The 16529-nt window shown below is 33.7% G+C and carries 15 protein-coding genes; 8 read left to right on the forward strand and 7 right to left on the reverse strand.

What is annotated here, in order from left to right:
• Positions 1-93: 93 nt before the first annotated feature.
• The 7 genes from AAGV28_RS10890 to AAGV28_RS10920 all read left to right on the forward strand — a co-directional run bounded on the left by AAGV28_RS10890 (position 94) and on the right by AAGV28_RS10920 (position 8506).
• Positions 94-1593, forward strand: a complete 1500-nt coding sequence (locus AAGV28_RS10890; RefSeq protein WP_373406837.1) for a S41 family peptidase — start codon at positions 94-96, stop codon at positions 1591-1593.
• Positions 1594-1892: 299 nt separating this feature from the next.
• Positions 1893-3182, forward strand: a complete 1290-nt coding sequence (locus AAGV28_RS10895) for a PSP1 domain-containing protein (RefSeq protein ID WP_373406838.1) — start codon at positions 1893-1895, stop codon at positions 3180-3182.
• Entirely contained in the window at positions 3166-3645 is a 480-nt protein-coding gene (locus AAGV28_RS10900) for a gliding motility lipoprotein GldH (RefSeq protein ID WP_373406839.1), read from the forward strand. Before AAGV28_RS10895 ends, AAGV28_RS10900 begins: the two co-directional genes overlap by 17 nt.
• Positions 3646-3651: 6 nt before the next feature.
• A complete protein-coding gene (locus AAGV28_RS10905; RefSeq protein ID WP_373406840.1) occupies positions 3652-5952 on the forward strand; it encodes a penicillin-binding protein 1A in 2301 nt (766 codons plus the stop codon).
• A 122-nt stretch (positions 5953-6074) separates the two neighbouring features.
• Entirely contained in the window at positions 6075-6776 is a 702-nt protein-coding gene (locus tag AAGV28_RS10910) for a CoA transferase subunit A (RefSeq protein WP_373406841.1), read from the forward strand.
• Positions 6777-6896: 120 nt separating this feature from the next.
• Positions 6897-7550 (forward strand): CoA transferase subunit B, encoded by a 654-nt coding sequence (locus AAGV28_RS10915; RefSeq protein WP_373406842.1) that lies wholly within the window; start codon positions 6897-6899, stop codon positions 7548-7550.
• 203 nt (positions 7551-7753) lie between these two features.
• On the forward strand, positions 7754-8506 hold the full coding sequence (locus AAGV28_RS10920; RefSeq protein ID WP_373406843.1) for a hypothetical protein: 753 nt from the start codon (positions 7754-7756) through the stop codon (positions 8504-8506).
• 91 nt (positions 8507-8597) lie between these two features.
• On the opposite strand, the gene AAGV28_RS10925 is transcribed toward AAGV28_RS10920, so the two are convergent.
• The 6 genes from AAGV28_RS10925 to AAGV28_RS10950 all read right to left on the reverse strand — a co-directional run bounded on the left by AAGV28_RS10925 (position 8598) and on the right by AAGV28_RS10950 (position 15212).
• Positions 8598-10199, reverse strand: coding sequence for a fumarate hydratase (locus AAGV28_RS10925; protein WP_373406844.1), 1602 nt, complete (start codon positions 10197-10199; stop codon positions 8598-8600).
• A gap of 247 nt (positions 10200-10446) precedes the next feature.
• A complete protein-coding gene (locus AAGV28_RS10930) occupies positions 10447-11280 on the reverse strand; it encodes an FKBP-type peptidyl-prolyl cis-trans isomerase (RefSeq protein ID WP_373406845.1) in 834 nt (277 codons plus the stop codon).
• 197 nt (positions 11281-11477) lie between these two features.
• Positions 11478-12917: a nucleoside recognition domain-containing protein gene (locus AAGV28_RS10935; protein ID WP_373406846.1), complete on the reverse strand. Its 1440-nt coding sequence runs from the start codon at positions 12915-12917 to the stop codon at positions 11478-11480.
• Between the two features lie 139 nt (positions 12918-13056).
• On the reverse strand, positions 13057-13770 hold the full coding sequence (locus AAGV28_RS10940; RefSeq protein WP_373406847.1) for a 3'-5' exonuclease: 714 nt from the start codon (positions 13768-13770) through the stop codon (positions 13057-13059).
• 73 nt (positions 13771-13843) lie between these two features.
• A complete protein-coding gene (locus tag AAGV28_RS10945; RefSeq protein ID WP_373406848.1) occupies positions 13844-14329 on the reverse strand; it encodes a methylated-DNA--[protein]-cysteine S-methyltransferase in 486 nt (161 codons plus the stop codon).
• Positions 14319-15212, reverse strand: a complete 894-nt coding sequence (locus tag AAGV28_RS10950) for a LysR family transcriptional regulator (RefSeq protein WP_373406849.1) — start codon at positions 15210-15212, stop codon at positions 14319-14321. Before AAGV28_RS10950 ends, AAGV28_RS10945 begins: the two co-directional genes overlap by 11 nt.
• Before the next feature lie 89 nt (positions 15213-15301).
• Here AAGV28_RS10950 and AAGV28_RS10955 point away from each other — a divergent pair, with 89 nt between their 5' ends.
• Positions 15302-16006, forward strand: a complete 705-nt coding sequence (locus tag AAGV28_RS10955) for a class I SAM-dependent methyltransferase (RefSeq protein ID WP_373406850.1) — start codon at positions 15302-15304, stop codon at positions 16004-16006.
• A 110-nt stretch (positions 16007-16116) separates the two neighbouring features.
• Here AAGV28_RS10955 and AAGV28_RS10960 read toward each other — a convergent pair whose 3' ends face one another.
• Positions 16117-16512, reverse strand: a complete 396-nt coding sequence (locus AAGV28_RS10960) for a c-type cytochrome (protein ID WP_373406851.1) — start codon at positions 16510-16512, stop codon at positions 16117-16119.
• Between the last annotated feature and the right edge of the window lie 17 nt (positions 16513-16529).

Consider the following 16529-nt stretch of genomic DNA (forward strand, 5'->3'; position numbering starts at 1 on the left):
GGAAAGCAATATAAAGATAGTTTTTGATGTAATATTTTTCATAATTTTAGAGTTTTTAACAACTACAAATCTAATTTAAACAATTGAATAATAATGAAATTAAAATATGTCCTTTTAGCATTACTTGTTGGATTGGCTTTTACTTCTTGCAGCAAGGATTCTGATGCGGATTCTGATTCAAACGAAACCGTTGTTCCTGATGAGATCAACGACTTTGTTTGGAAAGCGATGAATTCCTGGTATTATTGGCAATCTGATGTTGACGATTTATCAGATAGCAAAATTACTTCTGGCAATAAGTATGCTAATTTTATTAACGGTAAAACTCCAGATGCTCTTTTTTATTCGCTCCTTTATCAAAGAGGAACTGTTGATAGATTTTCTTGGATTGAAAACAGTAATGAAGTTGTAAATGTTTCAAAAATTGCCGAAGTCAAAAAAAGTAGCGGTTTTAGTTATGGTATTTATCCTAAAGATTTCAATAATGTAAATTTGGTAGCCTTGATCAATTATGTTGTACCAGATTCACCTGCAGCTTTAGCAGGATTGAAAAGAGGTGACGTTATTACCAAAATAAATGGGGCTCAACTTACGGCAAGTAATTATAATCAGCTAGAGGATACACAAGTAACCCTTACTTTGGCCGCAAGTGTGGGATTTATAAGTACTGGTATGGTAACTACTAACAAAGCAGGAACCGTAACTTTATCCCAAACTGACATTGACGAAAACCCAGTTGCTTATTATGAAAAGAAAGTATATGGCAGTAAAAACATTGCCTATTTAGTGTATAATAGTTTCAAATCTGATTATAATGATGAACTTAATGCGGCTTTCGCCAAAATGCAATCGGATGGAATTAACGAATTGGTTTTAGATTTAAGATACAACGGAGGCGGATCATTAGAAACTGCAGTAGCTTTGGCACAAATGATTAATGGAAGTTTTACTAATAAACCTTATGTTTACTTAGATTTCAATGATAAACATAATAGCAACGATGGCTTTGAAAACCTTTCAGATAAAGTTAAAGTTTACAACTTGGTTGACAACGAACCTACTTTTCAGAGAGATGAAAGTATTAATAGCCTTGCTTTAACAAAAATATATGTCTTAGTAAGTTTTGAAACGGCTTCAGCGAGCGAACTCACGGTTCAATGTTTAAAAAAATACATTAGCGTTATTACGATTGGAAATGAGACGGTTGGCAAATTTGTTGGATCTAACACCCTGTATGATGATCCTGTATCAAATTATACTTCATCTACCAATAAAAGTACCAAGCACCAATGGCAGTTACAGCCCATTACCTTTACCTATTTCAATAAAGACAAAGACAAAAATCCAGATGAAATTACACCTAATCACGATATTAATCCATATGAAATTTTCTCAGATTCAGTTGAGTTTGGAAACGTAAACGATCCTTATTTAAAAAAGGCACTCGAGCTGATTACCGGGCAAACTTTGCGGACTAATACTCAAAACACCAACATCTCATTGTCTTTTAGAAACAACAATCTTGCTTCGTTCAATCCTACAAATGCTGCCAAAGGATTGTATATTGAAAATTTTAAAAATTTAAAAAAATAAGAATCAGTATAAGTAAGACAATAGTTTAATAGTCATAAAGTAAAAAGAAAGTTGTAACTGTTTTAATTGTCTTTCAGAATTGATTTGTCTGATAAATTATATAAAATTTTAGACTAAAAATACAGTCAAAAACAGTTTTAAAGCCTATTTCAAGTTAGTTGAAATAGGCTTTTTTTATAAAAATTTTAATGTTTTGGAGAATTCTTAATTTTGCAACTTAAGATTAAAAAATACTATCTTTACAGATTAAACGTTTTAAGAACTTAAGTTGTGCTGGTCACAACACTACATATAAAATTATGGCATGTGCAAGTTGTTCAACTTCTGATGGTGCTGCACCTAAGGGTTGTAAAAATAATGGGACTTGCGGCACCGATAGCTGCAACAAATTAACGGTTTTCGATTGGCTTTCTAATATGAGTTTGCCTAACGGCGATGCTCCTTTTGATTGTGTTGAAGTTCGTTTTAAGAATGGAAGAAAAGAGTTTTATCGCAATACTGAAAAATTAACTTTAAGCATGGGAGACATTGTGGCAACTGTCGCTTCTCCTGGACACGATATTGGAATTGTTACTTTGACAGGCGAATTGGTTCGCATCCAAATGAAGAAAAAAGGAGTCGATCCTAACAGCAATGAAGTTCCAAAAGTGTATCGCAAAGCTTCTCAAAAAGACATCGACATTTGGTCAGCGGCTCGAAATAAAGAAGAGCCTATGAAGGTTCGTGCGCGTGAATTGGCGATTCAGCATAAATTAGAAATGAAAATATCGGATATTGAATTTCAAGGAGATGGTTCGAAAGCGACTTTTTATTATACTGCTAATGATCGTGTTGACTTTAGACTTTTAATTAAAGATTTTGCTAAAGAATTCAGTACCAGAGTCGAGATGAAACAAGTAGGTTTCCGTCAGGAAGCAGCTCGTTTAGGTGGAATTGGTTCTTGTGGAAGAGAATTGTGTTGTTCGACTTGGTTAACTGATTTTAGAAGTGTAAATACTTCGGCAGCACGTTACCAACAATTGTCTTTAAATCCTCAAAAATTAGCCGGACAATGTGGTAAATTAAAATGTTGTTTGAATTATGAACTAGATACTTACATGGATGCTTTAAAAGGATTTCCTGATTTCGACACCAAATTGGTTACCGAAAAAGGAGATGCTATTTGTCAAAAACAAGATATTTTTAAAGGTTTAATGTGGTTTGCTTATACTAATAATTTTGCTAACTGGCATGTGTTAAAAATTGATAAGGTTAAAGAAATTATAGCGGAAAATAAATTAAAAAAGAGAGTTTCTTCGCTAGAAGACTTTGCAATTGAGGTTACACAAGAAGTTGAAAAAGACTTTAATAATGCCATGGGGCAAGAAAGTTTAACGCGTTTTGACCAACCAAAAAGAAGTAAAAAGAACAATAAAAAGCCTAAAAAAGCAGTTGAAAATATTTCGGTAGTTCCAAACACTAAAAAACCCGTAAATAATAATAAGCAGCAGAATAAACCGGCTGATGCTTCTCAAAAAACAGCTGCTGATAAAAAACCTAAAGGCCCAAGAAAACCTATAATTATTAAAAAAAATGAGGCTAAAGAATAGCGTTTTACTCCTTTTAGTTAGCATACTCTTTTTTTCATGTGATGAAGAAAGAGTTTTTGATGAATACAAATCCGTGGGCAGTGCTTGGCATAAGGACAGTATTGTTTCTTTTAATTTACCCGAATTAGATTCAACAAAAAGATATAATCTTTTTATAAATATAAGAGATAATAATAATTATCCTTTTAATAATCTTTTCTTGATTGTAACGCTAGAAAAACCAAATGGTTACACTAAAGTAGATACTTTAGAATACCAAATGGCAGCTCCAGATGGTACTTTGCTAGGAAACGGATTTACAGATATAAAAGAGAGTAAGTTGTATTTTAAAGAGAATGTAAGGTTTAGAGGGAAATACAAACTGAATATCAAACAAGCGGTGAGAGAAGGAGGTAAAGTTCCTGGAGTTACACAATTAGAAGGAATTACCGAAGTAGGTTTAAGAATAGAAAAAAAAGAATAAATAGTTATGGCAACTAATAAAAAAACAAATAATACCAATCACGATTTTAAGTATTATACAAAAAAATTCTGGAGGTTTTTTATCTATGGAATAGGAGCAATTGTTCTTTTTTTCCTTTTTGCATCCTGGGGACTTTTTGGTTCTATGCCTTCTTTTGAAGACTTAGAAAATCCAGATTCTAATTTAGCAACCGAAGTTATTTCTTCTGATGGTGTGGTTATTGGAAAATATTTTCAAACCAATCGTTCGCAATTAAAATATTCCGATTTGCCAAAAAATCTAGTAGATGCATTAGTAGCTACTGAGGATGAGCGTTTTTACGAACATTCAGGTATTGACGGTAGAGGTACATTAAGAGCGGTATTAAGTTTAGGAACTAACGGTGGAGCAAGTACGTTAACCCAACAATTAGCCAAACAATTGTTTCATGGTGAAGGCTCTAAATTTTTACCTTTTCGTATTGTCCAAAAAGCAAAAGAGTGGATTATTGCCATTCGATTAGAAAGACAATATACTAAGAATGAAATCCTTGCTATGTATTGTAATGTGTATGATTTTGGAAATTATGCAGTAGGAGTAAGCTCGGCGGCACATACTTATTTTTCAAAAACACCAAAAGAATTAACCATAGATGAATCGGCAATTTTAGTAGGGATGTTTAAGAATTCAGGTTTGTACAATCCAGTTAGAAACCCTGTGGGAGTAAAAAATCGTAGAAATGTGGTATTGGCACAAATGGAAAAAGCGAAAATGATTTCTAGTGCAGAAAAAGAAAAATTACAAGCATTACCAATTACGTTACAATTTAAATTAGAAAGTCATCGTGAAGGAACAGCTACTTATTTCAGAGAATATTTGCGTGATTACATGAAGAAATGGGCAGAAACGAATAAAAAACCGGATGGTTCAGATTATGATATTTACAAAGATGGATTGAAAATTCATACTACTATCGATTCCAGAATGCAATTGCATGCAGAAGAAGCAGTAGCGGCTCACATGGCTAATTTACAAGAAGAGTTTTTTATTCAATCTAAGACCAATAAAAATGCGCCTTTTGTTAATATTTCTGAGAAAGAAACTAACCGTATTTTAATGCAAGCCATGAAGGCTTCTAATCGTTGGTACGTAATGCAATCTATGGATAAAAGCGAAGATGAAATTATTGAATCTTTCAATAAAAAAACAAAGATGACCGTTTTTACATGGAAAGGAGAAAAAGATACCATTATGACTCCTATGGATTCCATTCGTTATTACAAACACTTTTTACAAGCGGGATTGATGGCAATGGAACCACAAACCGGAAATATAAAAGCTTGGGTAGGCGGAATCAATTACAAATATTTTCAATACGATCACGTAGCACAAGGAGCGAGACAAGTAGGTTCTACTTTTAAACCTTTTGTTTATGCAACCGCTATAGAACAATTAAATATGTCTCCGTGTGATTCAATCATCGATGCACCATTTACTATTCCTGTAGGGCGTCATCATGTTACTGAAACTTGGACTCCTAGAAACTCTAACAACACTTACCTTGGAATGGTAACTTTGAAAAAAGCATTGGCAAGTTCGATAAATACTGTTTCGGCTAAATTAATTGACAAAGTAGGACCAGAGGCTGTTATAAAATTAACCCACAAGTTAGGAGTTAAAACCGATATTCCTGCACAACCTTCGATAGCACTTGGAGCTGTAGATATTACTGTTGAAGAAATGGTGGCTGCTTACAGCACATTTGCAAATCAAGGAGTATACAATAAACCTCAATTTTTATCTCGAATAGAAGACAAGAGCGGAGTAGTTATCTACGAGCCAATACCAGAATCACATGATGTATTAAATAAAGACATTGCTTTTGCAGTTGTTAAATTGCTGGAAGGAGTTGTCGAAGGTGGTTCAGGTTCAAGATTAAGATCTGAATACGGAGGAAGTGGTGATAATAGATGGACAGGATATCCGTATAAATTGACCAATCCAATTGCAGGAAAAACAGGTACTACTCAAAACCAATCGGATGGATGGTTTATGGGAATGGTTCCTAATTTGGTAACTGGAGTTTGGGTAGGATGTGAGGATCGTTCGGCACGTTTTAAAAGCATTACTTATGGTCAAGGTGCCACAGCGGCATTGCCAGTTTGGGGCTATTTTATGAAATTGTGCTACCAAGATCCTAATCTCAAAGTATCCAATAAACCATTTGATCGACCTGCAAATCTTTCTATAAAAGTAGATTGCTATCAACCGCGAAAAGTAAAAGATACTACGGCTGTTATTCAAGACACAGACGAATTTGAATTTTAAAATTAAAATTGAGCCTCCTAATCTAACGGAGGCTTTTTTTTGTTTATTAACGAATGCTACTATTTTTTTTTCTTTTGAAAATAAAGACTTATTTTTAAGAATCAAAATCAAAGCATTTCTTTATGATTAACAAAAAAGTAAATACCGTTCAAGATGCGCTACAAGGCATTGAAAATGGCATGACTATCATGCTAGGCGGTTTTGGATTATGTGGCATTCCTGAGAATTCCATTGCCGAATTGGTACAAAAAGAAATCAAAAATCTGACTTGTATTTCCAATAATGCTGGAGTGGATGATTTTGGACTTGGATTGCTTTTGCAAAAGCGCCAAATCAAAAAGATGATTTCTTCCTACGTGGGAGAAAATGCCGAGTTTGAACGTCAAATGCTTACTGGCGAACTAGAAGTTGAATTAACACCTCAAGGAACTTTGGCGGAAAAATGCCGTGCTGCACAAGCCGGAATTCCTGCTTTTTTCACGCCGGCCGGTTATGGAACTGAAGTTGCCGAAGGAAAAGAAGTTCGCGAATTTAATGGCAAAATGCACATCATGGAACTGGCTTACAAAGCTGATTTTGCTATTGTGAAAGCCTGGAAAGGTGACACCTCAGGAAACCTAATTTTTAAAGGAACTGCCCGGAATTTTAATCCTGTAATGGCTGGTGCTGCTAAAATCACCATCGCTGAAGTAGAAGAATTAGTAGAAGCAGGAACTTTAGACCCGAATCAAATTCATATTCCCGGAATCTTCGTGCAACGGATTTTTCAAGGTGAAATGTACGAGAAGAGGATTGAGAAGAGAACGGTTCGGGAGAGAAAATAGTGGTCAGTGTTCAGTTTTTAAAAATAGTTAAATGGTTTTAATTGATGATTTCTGAAAAAGTGTTCAGCTAGAAAAAACTTATATGACTTATATGGTTCAAAAAAATAAAATTTCGAAATCATGTTAACAAAAGAAGACATCGCAAAACGAATTGCTCAAGAACTTCAGGACGGCTATTATGTCAATTTAGGGATAGGAATTCCAACTTTGGTGGCCAACTATATACCTGAAGCAATAAACGTCGAATTTCAAAGTGAAAACGGTGTTCTGGGAATGGGATCTTTCCCTTTTGAAGGAGAAGAAGACGCTGATTTAATCAATGCGGGAAAACAAACTATCACTACCTTGCCTGGAGCCAGCTTTTTTGATTCTGCAACCAGTTTCGGAATGATACGTGGGCAACACGTTGATTTGACCATTCTGGGTGCAATGGAAGTTTCCGAAAACGGCGATATTGCCAACTGGAAAATTCCTGGTAAAATGGTCAAAGGAATGGGCGGTGCGATGGATTTAGTAGCTTCTGCCGAAAATATCATCGTGGCTATGATGCACGTCAATAAAGCAGGAGAATCTAAAATTCTAAAAAAATGTACTTTACCTTTAACAGGCGTGGGTTGTGTTAAAAAAGTAGTAACGGAGCTTGCTGTTCTCGAAGTGACTCCAAAAGGTTTTAAGCTCTTAGAACGCGCGCCAGGGGTTTCAGTTGAAGATATCATTGCTTCTACCGAAGCTAATTTGATTATTGAAGGCGAAATTCCGGAGATGGTTTTTTAGTAAATTATTGCTCAAACGAAAATTGTGCGGGAATCTAAAAGACAATGGAAAAATTTATGTAAGGAACATATTGACAAAATTAAATATTTTATTGTCTAAAAAATGTAAAAACCAATAAGAATTTTATGGTAGACTACGAACAGATGTTACAGAAAATAATTGATTCGTTAACTAATTTTTCTTTTGAATTTGATTTCGAAATAATGAAAAAAGAAATGGAATTGCAAGAAGTTTCAAATGAAGAATTAGAAAAATTAGGAGAAAATAAAATAAAGGAAAAATTCAATTCAGGTTTTTTTATAATCAAATTATCGAATGGAAGTTTAATTGATTGTAAGTCAGTGACCAAGTATAGCATAGAAAATAATATTAAAGAACCATTTATTTTTATTAATCCCAATTTTAAATATGTAAAATGGGTTGTAAAGAAAGATTTCACAACGCCTCAAATCAAAAAGCAAATCCGAAAACAACTTGCAAATAATACAGATACAAATCTTGTAGAAATTCAAAAAGCGTTATTGATAGAAGACGTAAAAAGCAAAAAGCATGAAAGCTACATAAACGAAGTTCCAATAAAAACTAGTAATTATATTAGTGAAGGAAAATTTCTGATTCAATCTTCTTGCTCTAGGGAAAATGCGATTAAAATGATGAATGAAGTAATTGAAGAATTAAAAACAGAAGAAAAAAAATATGTCGAAAACAAGTTTAAAAAAGATTATAAAAACATATCTTTTTACTTAATTTTCATATTTATTGTATGTTTTTTTTGGTATATAAACAAAGAATACAAAACATTACCAATTTGGATTTCAAACAGTCTAGGTCTATTCTTGTTTTTAATTTCTTTAGTAGTCATGCGTTTAATTAATCACTCAATTTTTGACATAATATTTTTTAACAAGAAAGCTGAAAAAAAATATGTGAAAGAATTTTATAATAAATTGACATAATACATATAAACAATAAAACCGCCTTGGTAGGCGGTTTTGTTTTATAAAATATTTTCTAAACTTAGAATCTTAGCAGCTTTAGTCTCACAAATTATAAATTCTCAAAGAAATCATTTCCTTTATCATCAGTGATAATAAAAGCAGGGAAATCTTTTACAGTGATTTTACGAACAGCTTCCATTCCTAATTCTTCAAAATCAACTACTTCTACTTTTAAAATATTATCCTGAGCCAGAATTGCCGCTGGTCCACCTACAGAACCCAAATAGAATCCACCGTAAGTTTTACAAGCATTCATCACATCTTTAGTTCTGTTTCCTTTAGCAAGCATTACCATACTTCCGCCATTTTTTTGGAACTCTTCTACATAAACGTCCATTCTACCAGCAGTTGTTGGTCCAAAACTTCCCGAAGGCATTCCTTCTGGAGTTTTAGCTGGTCCAGCATAATATACAGGGTGGTTTTTAAAGTATTCCGGCATTGGTTTTCCTGCATCCAATAATTCTTTGATTTTTGCGTGCGCAATATCACGGGCTACAATCAAAGTTCCGTTTAATTTCAAACGTGTTTTAATTGGATATTGCGATAATTTTTTAAGAATATCAGCCATGGGTTGGTTCAAATCAATCTCAACAGCTTCTTCTAAATGTGGTGGTGTTTCTGGCAACAAACGTTTTGGATTTACTTCTAATTGCTCTACGAAGATTCCGTCTTTGGTAATTTTACCTTTGATATTTCTATCGGCCGAACAAGAAACTCCTAATCCTACAGGACAAGAAGCGGCGTGACGAGGTAAACGAATCACTCGAACATCATGCGTAAAATATTTTCCGCCAAATTGAGCTCCAATGGCACTCTCCTGACAAATGCGTTGCACTCTTTTTTCCCATTCGATATCACGGAAAGCCTGACCTGCCATGTTTCCAGTTGTTGGTAAATTGTCAAAATAACCTGCTGATGCTTTTTTAACTGTAGCTAAATTCGCTTCTGCCGAAGTTCCTCCAATCACTAAAGCCAAGTGATACGGCGGACAAGCAGAAGTTCCTAAATCCATGATTTTTGCACGAATGAAAGCATCCAATGATTTTTCATTCAATAGCGATTTCGTCTGTTGGTACAAATAGGTTTTATTGGCTGAGCCTCCACCTTTTGCTAAAAACAAAAAATCATAAGAAGTTCCTTTTTTAGCATAAATATCAATTTGAGCAGGAAGATTCGAACCAGAATTCTTTTCTTCAAACATGCTAATTGGTACAATTTGAGAATAACGAAGGTTTCTTTCTTGATAGGTGTTAAAAATCCCTTTCGAAAGCCATTCTGCATCATCGACACCAGTATATACATTTTCTCCTTTTTTAGCCATTACAATTGCTGTTCCAGTATCCTGACAAGAAGGCAATTCGCCATCAATAGCTACTACAGCATTTTGCAATAAATTATAGGCTACAAAACGGTCGTTATCTGTTGCTTCAGGGTCGTCAAGAATGGCTCTTAATTTTTCTAAATGCGAAGTACGCAACATAAAAGAAACATCTTTCAAAGCTTCTTGAGCCAATAATTCTAAACCTTTCGGATCAACGGTTAAGATTTCTCTATCACCTAGTTGCTCTACTTTTACAAAGTCAGATGAAATTTTGCGATATTGAGTATCGTCTTTTAAAATTGGATACGGGTCTTGATATATAAAGTCCATAAATTTGATTTAATTTAAGAACGCCAAATATAAGAATTGTTCAAAGAATGATAACCGATTTATATCACGTTCCTTAAAGAAATTATTAAAAAATTAAATTTAATTATTAATTTTTCGAACAGTAATAACTGACTTTTTTGGAAAATTAAGATTCTTATGGGTTATTATTATTTAGACTATTACTCAGCTTAAAACTCTAAAAGCCTCTCAAAATGAGAGGCTTTTAGAGTTTTGTATTTAAAATTTTTTAATTAACCAAAATTAGCTTAACATCAAAAATTAATACCGAACCGCCTGGAATAGAATTGTTATTGTAACTGCCATAGCCCAAAGTAGCAGGAATCAAAAGTTTTCCGCTTCCTCCTTCTTTAAAATACGGAATTCCTTCCGTCCAGCCTTTAATTACTTGTTGTAAATTCAATGAAATTCCAGTTGTGCTGCCTGGGTCAAAAACAGTTTTATTTGTAAAATAACCTTTGTAGGCCACAGTAACATTTGAGGTTGATGTAGGTTGTTTTCCAGTTCCCGCTTCGTCAATAACATAATACAAACCAGATTCTGTTTTTGTAGCATTTAATTGATTATCACTAATGTATTTTACAATTTGAGCATCATTAGTAGCACTAAATTCAACCGCCAATAATTTAATTTCAAAAATTAAAACAGACCCCCCAGGAACTTTTTGATAATCCTTACTTCCATAAGCTAAATGTGCTGGAATTAACAGAATACCATTTCCGCCTTCTTTAAAGAAAGGAATGCCTTCAATCCATCCTTTAATTACTTGTTGTAAATTAAAAGTAACTCCAGTTGTACTGCCTGGGTCAAAAACAGTTTTATCTGTATAGTACCCTTTGTAGGATACAGTAATTACTGAAGTTGCAGTAGGTCTTTTTCCAGTTCCTTCTTCATTGATTACGTAATACAAACCAGAACTTGTTCTTTGTGCATCCAAATCATTTTCTGCGATATAAGCTTGAATTTCAGCCTCATTTTGCGCACTATAATCTATCAACTTTTCGGAATCATTACTACATGACATAAAAAATACAGTGATAATAGCAAGAAATGAATATTTCATATTAAGTAAATGTGTTTTGATAAAATTTAAGATAATAAGCTGGTAACTAAAAATAGAATCACTAATCCTATGGCGATGTATTTAGTATATTTTGACATTTTTTTAATTTTTTAAAGTGTTTATAAATAGTAATTATTGTAAAATTCAAAAGAATGAAAAATAGATTAAAAAACCTAGAATATTATAATGGCAATAAGTTAAAAAAACCAACTCGCCACGAAAATAGCCGTAATCACACAAATTAAATCTACTAAAAGCATTATTGGCAAAGCGTATCGGGTATTTTTGATGTTTACTGATCCAAAATAAACCGCAATTACGTAAAAAGTACTTTCGGCACTGCATTGAAAAATACTGCTTAGTCTTCCTGTCATGGAATCAGCACCAAAAGTATTCATCGAATCAATCAAAAACCCTCGTGATCCAGCCGAACTAAAAGGTCTTAACAATGCTACTGGCAAAGCATCTGTAATTTGTTTATTGACACCCATATTAGAGAAAAGAAAAGCAATCCAGCTGCTGATAATTTCGAATAAACCACTATTTCTAAACAACGATATGGCGACTAACATTCCTAAAACATAAGGAAAAATAACCACTCCCGTTTTAACACCATTATTAGCTCCCACCACAAAAGCATCAAAAACAGTAGTATTTGCATCAGCAAATTTCTTCTCTTTGATGAATGAAAACACCAAAGTAAAAGCAATAATTACTATCAATATCAAACTCGAAAGATTAGACGTAAAATAGTTTTTTCCAATTAAATCCAAATGATTTACGTACATCAACAAACCGATGATTGCTGCAATTAATGTGATTAAGGCCAATACTAAAGATGCACTTTTGAAATTAATTTTTTGTTTCGCTCCAACAATAAGAAAAGCAGCAATGGTACCGATAAAAGAGGTAATGATACAAGGCAACATTACATCGGCTGGATTTGCCGCACCAGCTGCTGCGCGATATCCAATAATCGAAGTTGCAATTAAGGTTAGACCTGATGCGTGCAAACACATAAACATAATTTGGGCATCACTAGCCTTGTCTTTTTCGGGATTGAGTTCTTGTAAACTTTCCATAGCTTTTAATCCAAAAGGCGTCGCAGCCGAATCCAATCCCAAGAAATTGGCAGCAAAATTTAAGGTCATATAGGATATCGACGGATGGTTTTTAGGGATGCTAGGAAATACTTTTACAAAAACGGGACTCAAAACGATAGCCAATTTCCCTGATGCTCCAGAAATGATTAAAAGCTCCATCAAGCCACAGAAAAAGGCCAAATAAGCAATAAGCGGAAGTATTAAATCAATTAAAGTGCTTTTACAAGTAGGCAATAATCCATCTGATTTTTGAACTCCACTATAAATTTTAACCGTTTTTGCCGAATACACATAAGTGGTATCCGGATTAGAGGTAATAGTATTGATTATCATCATTTTATCAGGTGCTTTTTCGATGCTGTCTTTTATAAAAGCAGGCATTTGATCGATGTATTTTTCGGAAATTAAAATAGGATCGTCTTTCTTACCGTTGAGCACAAAATCAATAGTATAACTGTTTCCTGAAAATAAACTCACTACAATAAAAACAATCGATGAAATAAAAATCACCAACCAAAATCTACTCAATACCATAATCTATAATTTTTGTAAATGTAATAAATCAATTGAAATGACAATTGCAATGGCAAAAATCAATTTCAATGAGAAAGACAAAAAACAAAAATAGTTGTTTATTAATATTGAGATTGAATTTTGTAATTGCTATTGAAATTTAAACATGAATAATCTCATCGTCAATCAATAAATCTTCTCTTCTTAGCCGAAGAAAAATCTGTGCTACGGCGATGGTGTCTTTCTCACAATAAGTTACAATTCTATCAATATCTTTGTCTACATAAAAAACATGACCTACTTGGCTGCCGTCGATATCGCCTTTTGGAGAAGGGATTCCGAGGATTTTACATAGTAATTTTAACGAAGTAAAATGTTTGTAATCACCAAATTTCCACAATTCCAAGGTGTCCAAATGCGGAATTTCCCAAGGTTTTTTTCCAAAAAGATTGAGCTTGTCAGGAATTGGAATGTTGTTGATAATCATTCGGCGCGCTAGAAACGGAATATCAAATTCCTTCGCATTATGTCCGCATAAAAGATGTTGCGGCCCATTGAAATGATTGTTTAAGAGATTATTGAAATCTTTTAAAAGTTTGGCTTCTTCGCCAAAAAAAGATGTCACTCTAAAGTTGCGGATATCGCCTTTAATCACAAAAAAACCAACAGAAATACAAATAATTTTTCCAAACTCGGCCCAAATTCCTGCCCGATCATAAAATTCTTCGGCTGAAAAATCGTCTCTGCGTTGGTATTGTGTTTTTTGTTCGTACAACGATTGCATTTCTGCATCCAAAGAGTTGAAATCTTCTGTTTCTGGGACAGTTTCAATATCCAGAAAAAGAATGTTGTTGAGGTTTATTTTTTCGATCATTTCTGTAAAATTTAGCCACTAATTCACGAATTTAATTAATTATAATACAACTTGTGATTTTGTAGTCCATTTATTAAAATAAACTTTGCTGATTTGTAGCATTTTCATGTTCTAGCAACCATTTCTTTCGCCATAAACCACCTGCATAACCCGTAAGTGAACCGTCAGTTCCAATGACTCTGTGACAAGGAACGGCAATCCAAAGCGGGTTTTTCCCATTGGCGGAAGCCACAGCACGAATGGCTTTGACATCGCCCAACTTTTTAGACAAATCCATATAACTACAGGTTTTTCCAAATGGAATTTCGAGCAAAGCTTGCCATACTTTTTGCTGAAATTCGGTTCCTTTAGGATTCATTTTAAAATCAAAATTTATTCTTTTTTCTTCAAAATATTCTTGTAGTTGTCTAACTGCATCTTGTAAAACAACGGGAATATTTTCTGAAATTGCACCTTCATCAGCAATGGAAATAGTCGAAATTCCGTTTTCGTCACCAATTATGGTTGCAATTCCGAGTGGCGTTTGGAAAAAGGCAATTGTGTTTTCGTTAGTACTCATCTTTTAAATTTTGTTCCGTTAAAAACTGTATTGCTGCTTGCGAAATCTCCGATGGATTTCCTTTTGGCGTAGCCAATAAAATATCAGTAAAAAGAGCTGTTTTCCTGAGTTCCACAAATCCTAATTCTGGATAATTATGACTTTTCATAATAGCCGTCGGCACAATTGAAATTCCCAAACCGTTTTTAACCAATTGAATAATGGACGAAATGTTATTCGATTCATGAACCACTTTTGGATTAAAACCATATTGAGCACAAATTTCCAATAAAGCATCGTAAAAATAAGGCGCATATTGTTTATTAAAAAATACAAAGGTGGCGGTTTTTAAGGATTCTAAATCCCCTTCGGAAGAAATACTGTAATTATTTCGGTTAAAAACCAACGAAAAACTGTCTTTGAACCACAAATGCGAATCGATTTTGGGAGAATGCAAGGGCGAGCGAATGATTCCAAAGTCGATTTTTCCTTCTTCTAAAGCAGCAATTTGTTTGACTGTTGGCACTTCATACAATCGAAAATTGACATAAGGATATTGAGCTGATAAAAATTGTATCAGTTTAGAAATATCTCCTGAAAAAGTTGAACTCACGTAAGCTATTCGAAATTCGCCACTTTGATTTTCGCTAATTTTTTTCGCTTGAATGTTGATGCGTTCTAAATTTTTGAGTAGTTCCTGGATTTCTTTTTGATAAAATTTCCCTGCATCGGTAAGGATTACTCTTTTATTATTTCTTTCGAAAAGTGTGGCACCGAGTTCGATTTCTAATTCTTTAATCTGTCGGCTCAATGGTGGTTGAGAAATAAAGAGCTTATCGGCTGCGCGAACAAAGCTTAATTCTTCGGCTAATTTTAGGAAATATTTTAAGTGTCGTAATTCCATAAATACTTTTTAAGTATTAATAATTGACAAAATAAGCATTTTTATGGCATATATAAAAATTATAGGTTTGTAAAAAAAAACCAAGAATTATGAAAAAATCAACAGTAACAGAAATCAGAGAACGTTTTGATAATGAGGTGGAACGTTTCTCGAATTTAGAAACCGGACAGGTTGCTACAATGGATGCTAAAATTGCATTAGAGTTGATTACATGTACCGCAAAAGCTATAAAACCCGAAGCGAAAACTATTTTAGATTTGGGCTGTGGAGCGGGAAATTATACGTTGAAAATGTTGTCCAAAGTGCCTAATTTGAATTGTACTTTGGTCGATTTGAGTCAGAATATGTTGGACAAAGCTTTTGAGCGTGTTTCTGAAGCTACAATAGCCAAAGTCGAAACTATTCAAGGAGATATTCGTGATATCGATTTGGCTAATAATTTTGACATCATCTTAGCAGGAGCGGTTTTGCATCATTTACGTGAGGACGCCGATTGGGAATTAGTATTCCAAAAAATGTATGATAGTTTAACGCCTGGCGGTTGTTTCTTGATTTCTGACTTGTTGATTCAAGAGAATGAAGCGGTAAATAAATTGACTTGGAAAATGTATGCCAATTATTTAAAGCATCACGGTGGGGACGAATACCAACAAAAAGTTTTTGATTATATTGAAAAAGAAGATACGCCAAGATCGATGACCTATCAATTGGATTTAATGAAAAAAGTAGGTTTTTCAAGCACTGAAATTTTACATAAAAATGCTTGTTTTGGAGCTTTTGGAGGGATTAAGTGATTTTAACCGCAAAGAGGAGAAAGTTTTCGCAAAGTCTGCAAAGATGATTAATAAAAAAACAGAAAACCCATTCAATGTTAAGAATGGGTTTTCTGTTTTCTAATTTTTTATTACTTCAAAGACGAATTGATATAAGCTACTAAACCTTGTAATTCTTTATCAGAAAATGTTTTCGTTAATTCGATGTTGGCTTGCATTAAAGCAGATTGAGAAGGATCTACAATAGCCTCGCTTTCACCTTTTAAGAAAGCCACCATGTTGCCATTCTTTTCTTTATAAATTTTGGCAATTTCTTGTATACTTGGGCCAATGGTTTTACTGTCCACTTGATGGCAAGAAATACAGTTTCCTTTACTTTCGAAAATTATTTTCCCTAGTTCTTCAGGAGCTAATTCTTTTTCTTCAGTTGTAACGGTTGTTTGTTCTTCATTTCCAAAAGATTCCTGACTTTCTTTTTTACAAGAATACAAGGCTATAATAGCACTTAATACAATCAATTTTTTCATGTTTATTTATTTTAGAC

The sequence above is a fragment of the Flavobacterium zubiriense genome (assembly GCF_041729725.1).
Lineage (GTDB): Bacteria > Bacteroidota > Bacteroidia > Flavobacteriales > Flavobacteriaceae > Flavobacterium > Flavobacterium zubiriense.